This is a genomic window from Pseudomonas sp. LFS074, from assembly GCF_047978165.1.
GTDB lineage: Bacteria > Pseudomonadota > Gammaproteobacteria > Pseudomonadales > Pseudomonadaceae > Aquipseudomonas > Aquipseudomonas putida_P.
In genome coordinates, this window is record NZ_JBFPFV010000001.1 from 2,320,098 (window position 1) to 2,335,800 (window position 15,703).

The following is a 15,703-nucleotide window of genomic DNA, read 5'->3' on the forward strand; positions in this document are numbered from 1 at the left end:
TCTCAGTGAGGCCTCTGTGGAAGCGGCTCAAGGGTCAAATCGACAACCGCACCACCCGGTTGTCCAGCACCTGTTGCTCCTGTCCCCGCCGCTTGTTCACTACAAGCTCACCAATCGCAATCAGCCGGGTGCGCGTGATGTTGCGCGACAACCCCAGCAACTGCGCGGTATGCACCTGGTTGTAATGGCAGAACCGGTACGCCGAGCGCAGCAGGGCATTTTCCACCTTCTCGTAAAGATCACCCGACTGCTCCTCGTACAGCCGGCTGAACGCGCGCTGTAGCAAGTCATCCACGCCATTGCCTGCCGGCTCCTCCTCTTGCCGTTCGATACGCAAGTTGGACAAACGCAGGTCCTGCGCTTGCACCGTGCCATCGCCACAGGTCAACAAGCTGTGGTGAATCACGTTTTCCAGCTCACGGATGTTGCCCGGCCAACTGTACTCGACCAGCTTGGCCTGGGCCTTGGGGCTCAGTTCCACCGGCCCGTAGCCCAACCGGTCGCTGTAACTGCGGATGAAATGCCGGGCCAGTGGCAGGATGTCGCCCGGACGGTCGCGCAACGGGTGCAACTGCAACGTCACCACGTTCAGCCGGTAGTACAGGTCTTCACGGAAATGTCCGGCGTTGATGGCCTTTTCCAGCTGTACGTTGGTCGCCGCCAGGACCCGCACGTTGATCGGGATGCTCTTGCGCGAGCCCAGCCGCACCACTTCGCGTTCTTGCAGTACACGCAGCAGCTTGACCTGGATCGGCAGCGGCAAGTCGCCAATTTCGTCGAGGAACAAGGTGCCGCCGTTGGCCTCTTCGAACCAGCCGGCCTTGGCCGCGAGGGCGCCGGTGAAGGCGCCCTTTTCATGGCCGAACAGTTCGGCTTCCACCAGCGACTCGGAAAATGCGCCGCAGTTGACCGCAACGAACGGGCCGTTGCGCCGACCGCTGAGGTTGTGGATGTGGCGTGCGACCAGCTCCTTGCCCGTGCCGGTTTCGCCGATGATCAGGACGCTGGCCTCGCTGGGGGCGACCTGTTGCAGGTGGGCGAGCAGCGCCTGTGATCTTGGGTCTTCGAAGACCTGTGCGGTCGCCCGGATCGAGGTAGCCAGTGTCGGTGACGGGGGGAGGGTCAGCAGTTGCATGGGCAGTCCTCAGGAGTAGAAGGATGGGGCAGGGCGTTTGTCGTTGAGGGCCCACTCGCCAAGTTCGTGGATGCGATAGTCCACCGGGTCGTGCAGGGTTTGCGTGCGCAGGTTGCGCCAGTGCCGGTCGAAGCGCAGCGAGGCATGCGTGGCGCGGGCACCGGTAACCTCGAACAGGCGGTTGCAGATGTCCAGGCCGTGGCGGCTGGCGGCGACCTTGGCAGTGCTGATGGCCAGGGCCAGGTCGCCGCGCTCATCAGCGGTAAGTGCATGTTCCTTGACCCAGGCGGCGTCCAGCTGGCGCGCGGCCCGCTCGATCAGCAGGCGCACGCTTTCCAGGCCAACCCAGAACTCGCCGTAATGGCGCAGTACGTAAGGGTCTTCGGCGCTGCTGGCGGCGCTGGAGCGGAACCACGGGCGGCTTTCCTTGAGGGTGTACTGACGGGCTTCATCGAAGGCGCCTTCGGCAATGCCGAGGAACAGGTTGGCGAAATGCAGCTGGGCGATCAGTGGACGCAAGGCGGCGAACGGGGTGCTCAAGGGGCCTGGATCAAGCAGCAGTTCGTTGTGCTCGACCCGTACCCGCTCGAAGGTGGCGCTGCCACTGTCGGTCTGGCGCTGGCCGATGTTGTTCCAGTCGCTGTGCAGACTGATGCCGGTGCGGCCGCTGGGGATGGCGGCAATCAGCAACTTGCCGCCGGCACGTTCGTCCACTGCCGAGGCAATCAGCATTTCCGAGTCGCTGGCGCCGGAGCAGAAACTCTTCTTGCCCGAAAACTCGCACCAGCCGTCGAAATGCTTGACCACGGTGCGGGTGTCCAGCGGGTTCAGGGCATTGCCCCAGAACCACTGTTTGCGAGCAGTCTGTTCGAACCACGGTTGCCATTGGTCCGGGCGCGAGAACAGGCGCACGGTGGCCAGCATCAGGTGGTGAAAACCGAAAACATGGGCGATGGAGCTGTCGACCCGCGCGAACTCGCGCACCACCGCGAAGGTGTCGTGCCAGCTGGCACCCTGGCCGCCGAACGCCTGTGGGATCGCCAGTGACAGCAAGCCGCTGTCACGCAAAGCGTTGCGCTCGGCTTTGGGTGTGCCACCGCGTTCGTCGCGTTCCACAGCGGTCTGGGCAAACTGCCCGGCCAGTTCGCGGGCAATCGCCAAGGCCGGGCGCAGTGGTGTAGTCACAGGTGCATTCATGGCCGCTCCTCAGGCGCTTTTACGCAGGGCGTGGTGGGCGCCGAACAGTGGCACGGCACGCTCGGCGGCCAGGCGGATACGGGCGGCAAGGGCGTCGCTGGAGACGCGGTAGTCGGCCATTTCCGCCTGGCTGGCGAATACGCCGATGGGCAGGGTCAGGGCCTGCAGGAAGCTGAACAGCGGGCGCAGCTGGTGGTCGAGCACCAGCGCGTGGCGTTCGCTGCCACCGGTGGCGGCGAGCAACACCGGGGTGTCGACCAAGGCGTCCTGGCCGATCAGGTCGAACAGGTGCTTGAAGTGGCCGGTGAAGCTGCCGCGGTACACCGGCGTGGTCACCACCAGCAGGTCGGCCCGTTCCACCAGGCGCAGTTGCTGCTCGACAGTGTCGGGCAGTTCGCTGCGCCACAGGGCGCTGCCCAGTGGCCGGGCGATCTCGCCCAGTTCGATCAGGTGCGGCTTGATGTGCAGGTGTTCGGCCAGTTCGGCGAGGATCGCTTCGGTCAGGGCCAGGGTGCGCGAAGGGCGGGAAGTGCCGCCGGACAGGGCTACGACGTTCAGTGGGGTGCTCATGGGCTAGTCTCCGGTTCTGGTTGAGCGGGACTTTGCTTGAGCAATCGTCGTGCCTGGTTCTAATGTTGTTATAGATCAACGAGTTAGCGGGTATTAGTGGCTGCGCTGCTGTTGCCGTGCGGGCGTTTTGTGTTGATCAGGTGTTGCGCTGCAAACAGTTGGCCGGGTGTTGGCGGCTGTACAGTTGGGAGAGTTATAGAGGATTAATGAATAGGTAAAAAAGAATAAGAAGTCATATTCTTATTCTATTTTTATCTTCAAGGTGCTGCGTGGTGCTGCCCAGCAGCCCCAAGCACCCTAGATGTGGGGGGCGTTGCGAGGGGATACCCCACCCGCAAATTCCGGTTTCAAATGCCCCTGTTCATCCAGCAGGTAAGCATCCATCACCTCCCGCACCACCGGCCCGGCCACTCGGCCCCCAGCCTCGCCGTTCTCGATCATCACGGCCACCACCACGCTCGGGTGGTCAGCCGGGGCAAAGCCAACGAACAGGGCGTTGTCACGGTGCCTTTCCAGCGTCTTGTCGCGGTTGTAGCGCTCACCCTGTTTGATTGCCACCACCTGCGCGGTACCGCTCTTGCCTGCAATCCGGTACTGCGCACCGGCGGCTGCGGCGCGGGCGATGCCGCGCGGGTCGTGCATGACCATCTGCATGCCTTGGCTGACCTGGTCCCAGGCGTGCTTGTCATGCAGCACGATATTGGGCATTGGGTTGGGGTCCACCGGCACATCGCCGCCCACGGTCATGGCCAGGTGCGGGCGATGCCACACGCCTTTGCTTGCCAGCAGGCTGGTGGCTTGGGCCAGCTGTAGCGGGGTGACCTGCATGTAGCCTTGGCCAATGCCGAGGATCAGTGTCTCACCCGGGAACCAGGCCTGGCGCCGCGTGGCGCGCTTCCACTCGGCCGAAGGCATCAGCCCCGAGGCCTCCTCGAACATGTCCAGCGACACCTTCTGGCCCAGGCCGAACTCGGCCATGTAATCGTGCAGGCGGTCGATGCCCAGTTTATGAGCCAGGTCGTAGAAGTAGGTGTCGTTGGAGCGCATGATGGCGGTGTACATGTCTACCCAGCCGTCGCCGCTGCGGTTCCAGTTGCGGTACTTGTGGTCGTAGTTGGGCAACTCATAGTAGCCAGGGTCGAACACCCGGCTGCCAGGGGTGATCACGCCGCTGTCGAGGCCGGCGATGGCAACTTCAGGTTTAACCGTCGAGCCGGGCGCATACAGGCCACGCAGCACGCGGTTGAACAACGGGCGGTCGATCGAATCGCGCAGGGCGGCGTACTGCTTGAAACTAATGCCCTTGACGAACAGGTTGGGGTCGAAGCTGGGGTTGCTGACCATCGCCAGTACGTCGCCATTGGCCGGGTCCAGCACCACCACCGAGCCACGGCGCTCGCCCAGGGCCTTTTCCGCGGCCACCTGCAAGTGCGCGTCCAGGGTCAGGACAATGTCCTGACCAGGGGTTGGGTCCTTGTGGTTGAGCACGCGCATCACCCGGCCCTGGGCGTTGGTCTCGACCTCTTCATAGCCCACGTGGCCATGCAGCTGGCTCTCGTAGAAGTGCTCGATGCCGGTCTTGCCGATTGACTGGGTGCCGCGGTACTCGGTGCTGTCGAGGACCTTGGCTTCTTTCTCGTTGATGCGCCCCACATAGCCGACCGAATGGGCGAAATGCTCGGCCAGCGGGTACTCGCGGATGAACTGCGGCTCGACCTCCAGGCCCGGCAGGCGGAACTGGTTTACCGCGACCAGGGCGATCTGCTCTTCGCTCAGGCCCACCATCAGGGTCACCGGCTCGAACGGCTTGCGGCCACGGCGCAGGTCTTTGTCGAACTGCTTGCGGTCGTCTTCGGTCAGGCCTAGTACCTGGGTCAAGGTGTCGAGTACTTTGGCCGAATCGCCGCCGGCCCGCTCACGGGTCATGGTCAGGTCGAAACTGGGCTTGTTGTCGGCCAGCACCACGCCATTGCGGTCGTAGATCAGCCCGCGTTCGGGGGCGATGGGTAGCACGTGCACGCGGTTGTTTTCCGACACCGCGGTCTGCTGGTCGTGCTGCAGTACCTGCAGCACATAGAGCCGGCCCACCAATACGGCACACAGGCTGAACACCAGGGCGGCGCAGGCCAGAAGCCGGCGGTTCACCAGGTGTTTTTCCTTTTCGTGGTCCTTGAGAGGGATGGGTTGCGGCATCAGGGGCTCTTTCCTACAGGCATCGCGCTGGCCGTGCGGGCGCGCGATCGGGCCGGGGATGCTACGCAACACATCCCGCCCTCTCAAGGCGAGGCGCGGCTGGCCGCAGGCTGATAACGCCTGTGTGTCCCATGATCAGGGCGCTGGCGGCAAACATGAAGATTTGTTCATGGCTGAGCCGCATGGAGGATTCGATGCTGGTTTTTTGCGTCATTATGGATCCATAAATGAATCGTGTTCGATTAACGAACGAAAAATCATATTAGGCTTAAGCGGATAACCTATTGAAATAAATAGATAAAAAATAAAATTGGTAGATCGGTCACATAGAGTTTTGGTGGTTTTCTCAAAGCGCTTGGCTTTGGTTTGTTGTTTGTGGATCCATTATCTGATTGATTAGCGCCTGACAACGGCCGGAGCCCTCCTGCCGTATGCGACAACAATTACAAAAAGGGTCCAGTCATGAATGGCTTTCCAAGGGTACGGAACCGTCAGGGTTCCATGCGCTTTGCCGGCGTGTGCGCATCAGTTCTCCCACCTGTGAACCGGCAGGTGGCCCCATGAATACCGACCTCAAGCAACGCCTGGACAACGACCCAATGGGCCGCTTCCAGTGCCTGGCCATTGGTATTTGCATCATCCTCAACATGATCGATGGCTTCGACGTGCTGGTCATGGCCTTCACCGCCGCCTCGGTGTCCGCCGAGTGGGGCCTGAACGGCGCACAGGTAGGGCTGCTGCTCAGCGCCGGCCTGTTCGGCATGGCAGCCGGGTCGTTGTTCATCGCCCCGTGGGCCGACCGGTTTGGTCGACGCCCACTGATCCTGTTGTGCCTGGCGCTTTCGGGCATTGGCATGCTGCTCTCGGCACTGAGCCAAACCCCGCTGCAATTGGCGCTGTTGCGAGGCCTGACCGGGCTGGGCATTGGCGGCATCCTGGCCAGTAGCAACGTGATCGCCAGCGAGTACGCCAGCAAGCGCTGGCGTGGCCTTGCGGTGAGCCTGCAGTCCACCGGCTATGCCCTGGGCGCGACCCTGGGCGGGTTGCTCGCGGTGTGGCTGTTGGGGCATTGGGGCTGGCGCTCGGTGTTCCTGTTCGGCGGCATCGTCACCGTGCTGGTGATCCCGCTGGTATTGCTGTGGCTGCCGGAGTCGTTGGACTTCCTGCTGGCTCGCCGGCCAGCCAATGCCCTGGCCCGGGTCAACCGCCTGGCAGTGCGCCTCGGTCAGCCGGCACTGGCGCAACTGCCGGCACTGGCGGCGAGGGCGCAGGGTACCACCCGTGGTTTCAGGCAACTGCTGGCGCCGGATATGCGCCGCACCACGTTGGTGATCTGGTTGCTGTTCTTCCTGGTCATGTTCGGCTTCTACTTCGTCATGAGTTGGACGCCGAAACTGCTGGTGGCCGCTGGCCTGTCGGCCCAGCAGGGCATCACCGGCGGTGTGCTGTTGAGTGTCGGCGGCATCCTCGGTGCGGCGCTGATCGGCGGGCTGGCATCGCGTTGGCCACTGACGGGGGTACTGGCGTTGTTCATGCTCATCACCGCCGCACTGCTGGTGTTGTTCGTGGTCAATGGGGCCTCGGTCACTGCTGCGCTGGCGCTGGGGTTGCTGATCGGGCTGTTTTCCAACGGCTGCGTGGCCGGCCTGTATGCCTTGTCGCCAGTGGTCTATGACGCCTCGGTACGCGCCACCGGCGTGGGCTGGGGCATCGGTATTGGCCGCATGGGCGCGATCCTGTCGCCGACCGTGGCTGGCGTATTGCTCGATGGCGGCTGGCAACCGCTGCACCTGTACGGGGTGTTCGCCAGCGTGTTCGTGCTGGCCGCAGGTTGCCTGTTGCTACTGCGGCCAATGGCCAAGCCAGCGGCCGCCCTCTCTACCGATGCACTGAGCCACTGAGTGCAACCCGGCCTGGCCGGGTACCTGAATGCAGCACGTCGCCCCAAGCCCATACCGGCCTGGGGCGGTTGGCTGCGCCTATGAAAAGCGGAGAACAATAATAATGATGCACACAACTTGCACGCTGGCCCGTTCGGCCCTGGCGGTGTCGCTGGCGCTTGGCCTGGGTTTGCCGGCCTGGGCCGAGGAGGGCGGCTTCCTTGAAGATGCCAAGGCCGGGCTGACACTGCGCAACTACTACTTCAACCGCGACTTCCGCGACGCAGGGGCGGCCAAGAGCAAGGTCGAAGAATGGGCCCAGGGTTTCATTTTCAAGTTCAGCTCTGGCTACACATCGGGGCTGATCGGTGTTGGCCTGGACGGTATCGCCATGTTCGGCGTGAAGCTGGACAGCGGCCGTGGTACCAGCGGCTCCGAACTGCTGCCGGTGCACGATGACCGGCGTGCGGCCGGCGACTATGGTCGCGCCGGTCTGGCGGCCAAGCTGCGTATTTGCGCGACCGAACTGAAGGTCGGTGAGCTGTTGCCGGATATTCCGCTGCTGCGCTACGACGATGGCCGCCTGCTGCCACAGACGTTCCGCGGGGCAATGCTCGATTCGCGGGAGATCGAAGGCCTGAGCCTGCAGGCCGGCCAGTATCGCGAGGTGAGCCTGCGCAATTCTTCCGACATGCAGGACCTTTCCGCCTGGGCCGCGCCTGGGGTGACTTCGGATGGTTTCAACTATGTCGGCGCCGAGTACCGCTTCAACCAGCAGCGCACGCAGATCGGCGCCTGGCATTCGCAACTGGAGGACATTTACCAGCAAAGCTACTTCAACCTGCTGCACAGCCAGCGGCTGGGGGAGTGGACACTGGCGGCCAACCTTGGCTACTTCATCGACCGGGATGATGGACAGGCGCGCATTGGTGATATCCAGAGCCGCACTGGCTACGCTTTGCTGTCGGCCTCGCACAGTGGCCATACCCTGTACCTGGGGTTGCAGAAGGTCAGTGGCGACAGCCCGTGGATGTCGGTGTATGGCAGTAGCGGGCGGACCTTGGGCAACGACATGTTCAACGGCAACTTCAGCAACGCCGACGAGCGCTCGTGGCAAGTGCGCTACGACTACAATTTTGCCGCTATGGGTGTGCCTGGGTTGCTGGCCATGGTGCGCTACGGGCATGGTGAAAATGCCACCACGGCGGCCGGCAGCAATGGCAAGGAGTGGGAGCGCGATACCGAAGTGAACTACACCTTCCAGAGCGGGGCGTTGAAGAACCTCAACATCCGCCTGAACAATGCGACCAACCGGCGCAGCTTTAACAGTGATTTCGACCAGACGCGGCTGATTGTCAGCTATCCGCTGACGTTGTAAACGCCGCGACTTAATCGTTGGCTGGCCTGCCGGCGATGTGGGCTAACAGGCCACCAACAACCCCTCACCTTGCGCTAAGATGCCCGCTCATGTCCCTGGAAGTAGCCTGGATGAGCAAGCCCGGTCAAATGGTGCTGGTCGCGTTGCGCAAGATGATCGCCTCGGGCGAGCTGGCGGCCGGCGAGCGCTTGATGGAAGTCCCCACCGCCGAGCTGTTCGGCGTTTCTCGCATGCCGGTGCGCATGGCGTTTCGTACCCTTGAGCAGGAAGGCTTGCTGGTGCGTTTTGGCGGCCGGGGCTTTCAGGTGCGCTCAGTCAGTGCCGATGACATCGCCGGTGCGGTCGAGGTGCGCGGCGTACTGGAGGGGCTGGCCGCGCGCCAGGCTGCAGAGCGTGGTTTGTCGGTGCAAGCACGCGCGGCGCTGCAGCAGTGCCTGGTCGATGGCGACCAGCTGTTCGACAAGGGCTTCGTGACTGAAGAAGACCTGCAGGCTTACCACGACCTGAACATGCGCTTTCACCAGGTGATCATCGAAGCCAGCCACAACCCGGCCATTGCCGATGCCCTGGCGCGCAACGACCACCTGCCGTTCGCCTCGGTCACCGCGCTGGCGGTGGACCGCCATGACCTGGCCCGCGAATACCGGCGCTTCAATTTTGCTCACATGCAGCATCACGCGGTGTTCGATGCCCTGACCAACCGCCAGGGTGCCCGCGCCGAAGCGATCATGCGCGAGCACGCCAATGCCACCTTGCGCTACGCCGAGACCTTTGGCGGGGCGACGGCAGACGCAGGCATGAAGGTTATCCTGCCCTCGGCGTAAACCGGTTCAGATATCCAGCACCAGCAGCGGCGTTTTCGAGCGCGAGCAGCAGGGCGTGAACTGATCGTTCAGCGCCTGCTCCTCTTCGGTAAGGAACATGTCGCGGTGGTCCGGCGTACCCTGCAGCACGCGCGTCAGGCAGGTGCCGCAGATACCCTGTTCGCACGACATGGCAATCTCGATACCGTGCTGTTCCAGCACCTGCACCACGGTCTGGTCGGCCGGCACCTCGAACACCTGCCCCGTGCTGCCCACCTGCACCGAGAAGCTACCGTCGTTGCTGGCATCCACCGGCGCTGCGGCAAAATACTCGCGGTGCAGGTTGGCCTCCTGCCAGCCCAGTCCCTTGGCGCTGTCCAGCACATGCTGCATGAACCCGCCGGGCCCGCAGACATACAGGTGCGCATCCTCTTGCGGGTTGCCCAGCACCCGGGCGATATCCAGTGCGGTTTCCGGTTGCTCGTCAAAGTGTACGAACAGGCGGTCGGCGAACGGCGCGTTGCGAATGCGTTCGACAAAGGCCGCACGCTCGCTGGAGCGGGCGCAGTAGTGCAGCTCGAAGTCATGGCCGCTGTGGGACAGCTGCTCGGCCATGCACAGAATCGGGGTAATGCCGATGCCACCGGCAAACAGCAGGCTGCGCTGCGCCCCCTCGGCCAGCGGGAACAGGTTGCGCGGCGCGCTGATGCGCAGCCGTGCGCCGGCCTGCACTTGCTCGTGCAGGCTGCGTGAGCCTCCCCGCGAAGCCGGGTCGTTGAGCACGCCAATCAGGTAACGGTGGCGCTCCTCGGGGTGGTTGCACAGCGAATACTGGCGCACCAACCCATCGGGCAAATGCACGTCGATATGCGCGCCAGCGCTGAACGCCGGCAGCAAGCTGCCATCCGCTGCCGCCAGCTCGAAGCTGCAAATACCTTGCGCTTCGTCGTTACGGGACACCACTACGGCATCGATCATGTCGGCTGTTCCTCAGGCAGGGGTGGCGCTGGTAGCGATCAGTTGCGGTTGTGACGCACGCTCTTTGGCGATGATGCGCTCCAGCACCTTGCGCGACTGCACGCCGCCAGCATCGATGTTCAGCTTCAGCAGGTTGCGCTCGGGGTGGGCCAGCAGGTTCTGCTGCTGGCGTTCGAGCATCTCCAGGTCTTCGCTGAAAATCTTGCCTTGGCCTTCGCGGATGTTGTCGGTCAGGGTTTGGTCATGCGCGGCGAAGTTGCGTGCCATGCCCCAGAAGTACCAAATCGATGTGTCGGTCTCTGGCGTGATGAAATCCACCACGATGCTCGACGCCTTGTGCTGCGCCTCGGCGTGGTAGCCACCCTTGCCGGCATGCGCCACACCCACTTCGATCAGCACATGGCTAGGCGGGGTGAAGCGGCAGATCTGCCAACGGTCCACCGGTACATCATCGGCCAGGCCGTTGCCACGCAGGGCCATGCGCCAGAAGGGCGGGGCCATGATGTTTTCCATGTGCCGGGCGGTGACCACTTCGTCGCCGGTGACGGTGGTGACTGGCGGGGCCTCGTCGATTTCCTTCTGGCCGATGCTGGAGGCATGCACGTAGGTTTCGTGGGTGAGGTCCATCAGGTTGTCGATCATCAGGCGGTAGTCGCAACCGATGTGGAACAGCCCGCCACCGTAGGCCCATTCATCATTCACCGCCCATTCAAGGTGCGGAATCAGCGCCGGGTCGGCCTGCGCCTGGTCGCCTGGCCATACCCAGACAAAGCCATAGCGCTCGACTGCAGCGAAAGTCTTGTTGCAGGGAAAGCCCCGTACCCGCTGGCCGGGCATCGACACGGTCTTGCCATCGCAGCCCATGACCAGGCCGTGGTAGCCGCATACCAGGTTGCCGTCCTCGACATAGCCAAGCGACAACGGCGCACCACGGTGCGGGCAGAAATCCTCGACGGCGGCTACACGGTTCTCGTGGCCACGGTAGAACACGATTTTTTCCCCGCAGATCCGCCGGCCCAAGGGCTTGGTGGCGATCTCGTCGGGGGTGCAGGCAACGTACCAGGTGTTTTTGGGGTACATGGGAGGCTCTCCGGGGTTTTGTTTTTATTTAATGGATCCATTAGAGCCGTTAAAGAAAATCACGGTCAATCTATATTGTGTGTTTATGGTAGGTTTTGTGCGATTATCGGATCTCTGTGGATCCATTGTCGGCTAGCGATGAGAATCGCAATACGCCTCTGCGACCACGTACCTGCTATTACTTAGCAGACACATCACACACCAAGGCCCCTCGATGCTCGCCATCGAAAACCTTCACAAATCATTCCCCACTCCCCAAGGCCCGCTCCCGGTTCTGCAGGGCGTCGATCTGCGCCTGGCACGCGGCAGCAGCCTGGCACTGATGGGCGAGTCGGGCAGCGGCAAGAGCACCTTGCTGCACCTGGTGGCTGGCCTGGACCGGGCCGACAGCGGCCGCATCCTGATCGACGACGTTGCGCTCGACGGCCGTTCGGAAGCGTCTCTGGCACAGTGGCGGCGTGAGGGGATTGGCCTGGTGTTCCAGCAATACAACCTGATCAGCAGCCTGGACGTCGGCCTGAACCTGACCTTCCAGGCTCGCCTGGCCGGGCGGTATGACCCGCATTGGGCGGCTTACCTGGCGCAACGTCTGGGCCTGGCGGGCCTGCTTGCGCGTTACCCGGAACACTTGTCGGGCGGCCAGCAGCAGCGGGTCGCCATCGGCCGCGCGCTGGCCGGGCGACCGGCATGGCTGCTAGCCGACGAACCCACCGGCAGCCTGGATGAGGCCAGCAGCGACGAGGTGCTGAACCTGTTGCTGCAGTTGGTTGCCGAAGCCGGCAGCGGTGTGTTGATGGTGACTCACAGCCCACGGTTGGCGGCGCGTTTGCAGCAGCGCTGCTACCTGCAGGCCGGCTGCGTGCGGCACGAGCAGGGCTGATGAGGCTGTTGTCGCTGGCATTGATGGCGTTGCTCAGCCATTGGCGGCGCCACCGCGTGCAGTGCTTGAGTATCTTCACTGGCCTGTGGCTGGCCACGGCGTTGTGGACCGGGGTGCAGGCGCTGAACAGCCAGGCACGCAGTGACTATGCTCGGGCCAGCGCGGTTTTGGCCGGGCCGTTGCAGGCGCAATTGCTGCCGCGCACTGGCGAGCGCTTCGACCAGGGTTTGTACGTGCAACTGCGCAGGCTGGGCTGGGCGGTATCACCGGTGCTGGAAGGGCGCTTGCGCCTGCCGGGCGAGCCGGCGCGCAGCGTGCGGCTGATTGGCATCGAGCCATTGAGCCTGTCGCCGGCCAGCAGCATTGCCGGTGTACAACTGCAGGCATTCGACCTGCAGGCTTTTATCGGCACGCCCGGGCAAGCCTGGGTTGGGCCAGACACCTTGCGTCAGTTGAGCGCAAACCCCGCGCAGCGGGCCCGCGACAGCGAAGGGCAGTTGCTGCCGCCTTTGGTTTTGCAGCCCGCGTTGGCGCCTGGGGTGATGGTGGTGGACATCGGCCACGCGCAGGCGTTGCTGCATGCATCTGGGCAGTTGTCACGCCTGCTGCTGGCCGGGGCACCTGGGCCATTGCCGGCAGATATCGCCCCCTTCCTCGAACTTCAAACACAGCAGGACGATGGCGGTTTGCAGCGCCTGACCGACAGTTTCCACCTCAACCTGACTGCGCTCGGCCTGCTGGCGTTCATCGTCGGCTTGTTCATCGCCCACGCCGCCATCGGTCTGGCGCTGGAACAGCGGCGTGGGCTGATCCGCAACTTGCGCGCCAGCGGCATCAGCCTGAAGACCCTGCTGTATGCACTGTTGCTGGAGTTGGGCCTGTTCGCGGTGCTGGGCGGGCTTGCCGGGGTGGCCAGTGGTTATGCCTTGGCCGCGTGGCTGCTGCCCGATGTGGCCGCCAGTTTGCGCGGCCTGTATGGCGCACAGGTGGCGGGTACGCTGAGCCTGCCCGCGTGGTGGTGGCTGCTGGGCGTGCTGGTGAGTGTATTCGGGGCATTGCTGGCAGGGCTGGGCAGCGTCATGCGTGCGGCCCGATTGCCGTTGCTGGCGCTGGCGCAACCTCAAGCCTGGCGGCTGGCGCAGGGGCCATGGCTGAGGCGTCAGGCATTGATCGCGGGCTTGCTGCTGTTGCTGGCCTTGGGCTGTGGCGTGTTCGGAGCCAGCCTGCCCAGCGCGTTCGCCATGCTGGCGGGGTTGCTGCTGGCGGCAGCGCTGCTGTTACCGGGCATGCTCGACCGGGTGCTGGCCTGGCTGGCGCGCCGCTGCCAGCGGCCATTGGCGCAATGGTTCGTTGCCGACAGCCGCCAGCAACTGCCGGCCCTGAGCCTGGCGTTGATGGCCCTTTTGCTGGCGCTGGCTGCCAGTGTTGGCGTGGGCAGCATGACCGAGGGTTTCCGCAAGACGTTTGTCGGTTGGCTTGGCCAGCGCCTGTCCGCCGACCTGTATGTCACCCCACGCGATACAGCCCAAGGCCTGCAGATAGTCGAGTGGCTTGAGCAGCAGCCTGCGGCCAGTGTGGTGCTGCCCGGCTGGCGCGTGGACATTCAACTACAAGGTTGGCCGGTACAAGTGCAGGGCATTGTCGATCACTCCGTTTATCGAACGCGCTGGCCACTATTGGAACAGCAGCCACATGCCTGGCAGCGACTGGCCCGCGGGCAGGCTGTAATGCTCAGCGAACAGTTGGCCAGGCGGTTGAAACTGCAACTGGGCGATAACCTCAAGCTGCCTGCGAACACGTCGCCGGCCTTGCCTGTTGTGGGGATCTATGCCGATTACGGCAACCCCAAGGGGCATGTCCTGGTCAATGCCGGCTGGTTGCGCGAAAACTGGCCACAGGCAACCCTGACCGGCTTGAGCGTCGACTTGGCCGCTGAACGGGTGCCGGCGCTCAAGGTCGCTCTGCAACGGCATTTTGCCCTCGACGACAGCCGCGTGGTCGAGCAGGCGCGCCTGAAGCGCTGGTCGACCGACGTGTTCAACCGCACCTTTGCCGCCACCGCTGCCCTCAACAGCCTCACCCTTGGCGTGGCTGGCGTGGCGTTGTTCATCAACCTGTTGACCCTGGGCCAGTCCCGGCTGGGCCAGCTGGCACCGCTATGGGCGCTGGGTGTGCGGCGTATGCAACTGGTCTGGCTGAGCCTTGGCCAGACACTCATGCTGAGCAGCCTCACCGTGTTGATGGCGATCCCGCTGGGGTTGCTGCTGGCCTGGTGCCTGGTCGCGGTGGTCAATGTTCAGGCGTTTGGCTGGCGCCTGCCGCTCTATGTCTTTCCCGTGCAGTTGCTGCAGTTGGCCATGTTGGGGTTGTTCACCAGCCTGCTGGCCAGCGCCTGGCCGCTGTGGCAGCTGGCGCGCCGCCAGCCGCGCGAACTGTTGAGGCCATTTGCCGATGAAGCGTAATGCGTGGCTGTTGCTCAGCGTGTTGTTGTGCGGCTGTGATCAACCAGCACCACAGAGTTATGCCGGGCTTGGGCAGCAGGCCGGCGAATTCAGCCAGGTGACCCGCGACCATCGGCTGGCATTTCCACAGGACCACGGTCCACACGATGGTTTTCGTATCGAGTGGTGGTATGTCACCGCCAACCTGAAGGACGCCCAAGGCCGTGACTGGGGCGCCCAGTGGACGCTGTTCCGCTCGGCCCTGCGCCCAGGCCCGGAGACCACCGACTGGAACAGCCCGAACCTGTGGATGGGGCACGCGGCCTTGACCGGTCCGGGCGGCCACCAGTCTGGCGAAACCCTGGCGCGCGGCGGTATCGGCCAGGCCGGAGTGCAGGCTCAGCCGTTCCGAGCGTGGATCGATGACTGGTCGTTGCAGGGCAGGGGCAGTATAGAAAACCTGCGGATGGTCGCCGGTGGCGATGGTTTTCGCTATGACTTGCAGTTGCACAGCGATCACCCTCTGGTGCTGCACGGGGAGCAAGGTTACAGCGAGAAATCTGGCAAGGGGCAGGCTTCGTACTATTACAGCCAGCCTTTCTACCAAGTGCAGGGGCACATTCAGCGTGGCAGCCAGTGCATCGCGGTCACTGGGCAGGCCTGGCTGGACCGGGAATGGAGCAGCCAACCGCTGGCGTCAGGGCAAACGGGCTGGGACTGGTTTTCGCTGCACCTGGACAGTGGTGCCAAGCTGATGCTGTTTCAGGTACGCGAGGCGCGGGGGGACGCGTACCGCGCTGGGACCTGGGTTGGGCCGCAGGGTGAGGTGGTGGCGCTGGACGCAGCGCAGATTCAGCTGCAGGCGCAAGCCTGGTCTGCGCAGAAAAACGGCAAAAAGGTGCCGACACGGTGGCGGGTGCAGGTGCCTGGGCATGGAGTGGATGTGCAGGTTGATGCCGTGGAGCCGCAGGCATGGATGCAGACGCGATTCCCTTACTGGGAAGGGCCGGTGCGGTTGAGCGGGAGCGCGGGTGGGCGCGGGTATCTGGAGATGACTGGATATTAGTCAGTCTGGTCATGACGCGGTCCCTTGTAGGAGCGGCCTTGTGTCGCGATAGGGCCGCAAAGCGGCCCCAACAATGTTGGGGCGATTCGAAGATCCTGGGGG

At 63.7% G+C, this 15,703-nt stretch carries 12 protein-coding genes; 6 read left to right on the forward strand and 6 right to left on the reverse strand.

Going from position 1 to position 15,703, the window contains the following annotated elements; all coding sequences use genetic code 11:
- Positions 1-34: 34 nt before the first annotated feature.
- The 4 genes from sfnR to mrdA form a co-directional block, all read right to left on the reverse strand.
- The gene (gene sfnR / locus ACNQP3_RS10770; RefSeq protein ID WP_012271812.1) at positions 35-1,135 is read right to left on the reverse strand and encodes a sigma54-dependent transcriptional activator SfnR; all 1,101 of its coding nucleotides are present in this window, start codon (positions 1,133-1,135) and stop codon (positions 35-37) included.
- Positions 1,136-1,144: 9 nt separating this feature from the next.
- Positions 1,145-2,332, reverse strand: a complete 1,188-nt coding sequence (locus ACNQP3_RS10775) for an acyl-CoA dehydrogenase family protein (protein WP_264317005.1) — start codon at positions 2,330-2,332, stop codon at positions 1,145-1,147.
- Between the two features lie 9 nt (positions 2,333-2,341).
- A complete protein-coding gene (msuE, locus tag ACNQP3_RS10780; protein WP_012271814.1) occupies positions 2,342-2,902 on the reverse strand; it encodes an FMN reductase in 561 nt (186 codons plus the stop codon).
- 297 nt (positions 2,903-3,199) lie between these two features.
- A complete protein-coding gene (mrdA, locus tag ACNQP3_RS10785) occupies positions 3,200-5,095 on the reverse strand; it encodes a penicillin-binding protein 2 (RefSeq protein WP_041166469.1) in 1,896 nt (631 codons plus the stop codon).
- Positions 5,096-5,655: 560 nt separating this feature from the next.
- Between mrdA and ACNQP3_RS10790 the strand changes: the two genes are divergently transcribed.
- From ACNQP3_RS10790 to ACNQP3_RS10800, 3 genes are all read left to right on the forward strand, one after another.
- Positions 5,656-6,996: an MFS transporter gene (locus tag ACNQP3_RS10790; protein WP_264317006.1), complete on the forward strand. Its 1,341-nt coding sequence runs from the start codon at positions 5,656-5,658 to the stop codon at positions 6,994-6,996.
- Positions 6,997-7,099: 103 nt separating this feature from the next.
- On the forward strand, positions 7,100-8,353 hold the full coding sequence (locus tag ACNQP3_RS10795) for an OprD family porin (RefSeq protein WP_264317007.1): 1,254 nt from the start codon (positions 7,100-7,102) through the stop codon (positions 8,351-8,353).
- Between the two features lie 110 nt (positions 8,354-8,463).
- Complete coding sequence (locus ACNQP3_RS10800; RefSeq protein WP_012271818.1) at positions 8,464-9,177, forward strand: GntR family transcriptional regulator; 714 nt, start codon at positions 8,464-8,466, stop codon at positions 9,175-9,177.
- 6 nt (positions 9,178-9,183) lie between these two features.
- On the opposite strand, the gene ACNQP3_RS10805 is transcribed toward ACNQP3_RS10800, so the two are convergent.
- Both ACNQP3_RS10805 and ACNQP3_RS10810 read right to left on the reverse strand, forming a co-directional pair.
- Positions 9,184-10,134: a PDR/VanB family oxidoreductase gene (locus ACNQP3_RS10805; protein ID WP_012271819.1), complete on the reverse strand. Its 951-nt coding sequence runs from the start codon at positions 10,132-10,134 to the stop codon at positions 9,184-9,186.
- 12 nt (positions 10,135-10,146) lie between these two features.
- Positions 10,147-11,214, reverse strand: a complete 1,068-nt coding sequence (locus tag ACNQP3_RS10810) for an aromatic ring-hydroxylating oxygenase subunit alpha (RefSeq protein WP_264317008.1) — start codon at positions 11,212-11,214, stop codon at positions 10,147-10,149.
- Positions 11,215-11,428: 214 nt separating this feature from the next.
- On the opposite strand from ACNQP3_RS10810, the gene ACNQP3_RS10815 reads away from it, so the two are divergent.
- From ACNQP3_RS10815 to ACNQP3_RS10825, 3 genes are read left to right on the forward strand one after another with little or no spacing between them, the layout of a single operon-like run.
- A complete protein-coding gene (locus ACNQP3_RS10815; protein ID WP_012271821.1) occupies positions 11,429-12,094 on the forward strand; it encodes an ABC transporter ATP-binding protein in 666 nt (221 codons plus the stop codon).
- Positions 12,094-14,556, forward strand: coding sequence for an ABC transporter permease (locus tag ACNQP3_RS10820; RefSeq protein ID WP_264317009.1), 2,463 nt, complete (start codon positions 12,094-12,096; stop codon positions 14,554-14,556). The genes ACNQP3_RS10815 and ACNQP3_RS10820 overlap by 1 nt, the downstream gene beginning before the upstream one ends.
- A complete protein-coding gene (locus ACNQP3_RS10825; protein ID WP_060493377.1) occupies positions 14,546-15,601 on the forward strand; it encodes a lipocalin-like domain-containing protein in 1,056 nt (351 codons plus the stop codon). Before ACNQP3_RS10820 ends, ACNQP3_RS10825 begins: the two co-directional genes overlap by 11 nt.
- The last annotated feature ends 102 nt before the right edge of the window (positions 15,602-15,703 follow it).

Bases quoted from the DNA above. Each gene is read 5' to 3' on its own strand.
- ACNQP3_RS10815 (WP_012271821.1), top strand. From the start codon at position 11,429: ATGCTCGCCATCGAAAACCTTCACAAATCATTCCCCACTCCCCAAGGC.
- ACNQP3_RS10800 (WP_012271818.1), top strand. From the start codon at position 8,464: ATGAGCAAGCCCGGTCAAATGGTGCTGGTCGCGTTGCGCAAGATGATC.
- ACNQP3_RS10825 (WP_060493377.1), top strand. From the start codon at position 14,546: ATGAAGCGTAATGCGTGGCTGTTGCTCAGCGTGTTGTTGTGCGGCTGT.
- mrdA (WP_041166469.1), bottom strand. From the start codon at position 5,095: ATGCCGCAACCCATCCCTCTCAAGGACCACGAAAAGGAAAAACACCTG.
- msuE (WP_012271814.1), bottom strand. From the start codon at position 2,902: ATGAGCACCCCACTGAACGTCGTAGCCCTGTCCGGCGGCACTTCCCGC.
- sfnR (WP_012271812.1), bottom strand. From the start codon at position 1,135: ATGCAACTGCTGACCCTCCCCCCGTCACCGACACTGGCTACCTCGATC.
- ACNQP3_RS10790 (WP_264317006.1), top strand. From the start codon at position 5,656: ATGAATACCGACCTCAAGCAACGCCTGGACAACGACCCAATGGGCCGC.
- ACNQP3_RS10775 (WP_264317005.1), bottom strand. From the start codon at position 2,332: ATGAATGCACCTGTGACTACACCACTGCGCCCGGCCTTGGCGATTGCC.
- ACNQP3_RS10805 (WP_012271819.1), bottom strand. From the start codon at position 10,134: ATGATCGATGCCGTAGTGGTGTCCCGTAACGACGAAGCGCAAGGTATT.
- ACNQP3_RS10810 (WP_264317008.1), bottom strand. From the start codon at position 11,214: ATGTACCCCAAAAACACCTGGTACGTTGCCTGCACCCCCGACGAGATC.
- ACNQP3_RS10795 (WP_264317007.1), top strand. From the start codon at position 7,100: ATGATGCACACAACTTGCACGCTGGCCCGTTCGGCCCTGGCGGTGTCG.
- ACNQP3_RS10820 (WP_264317009.1), top strand. From the start codon at position 12,094: ATGAGGCTGTTGTCGCTGGCATTGATGGCGTTGCTCAGCCATTGGCGG.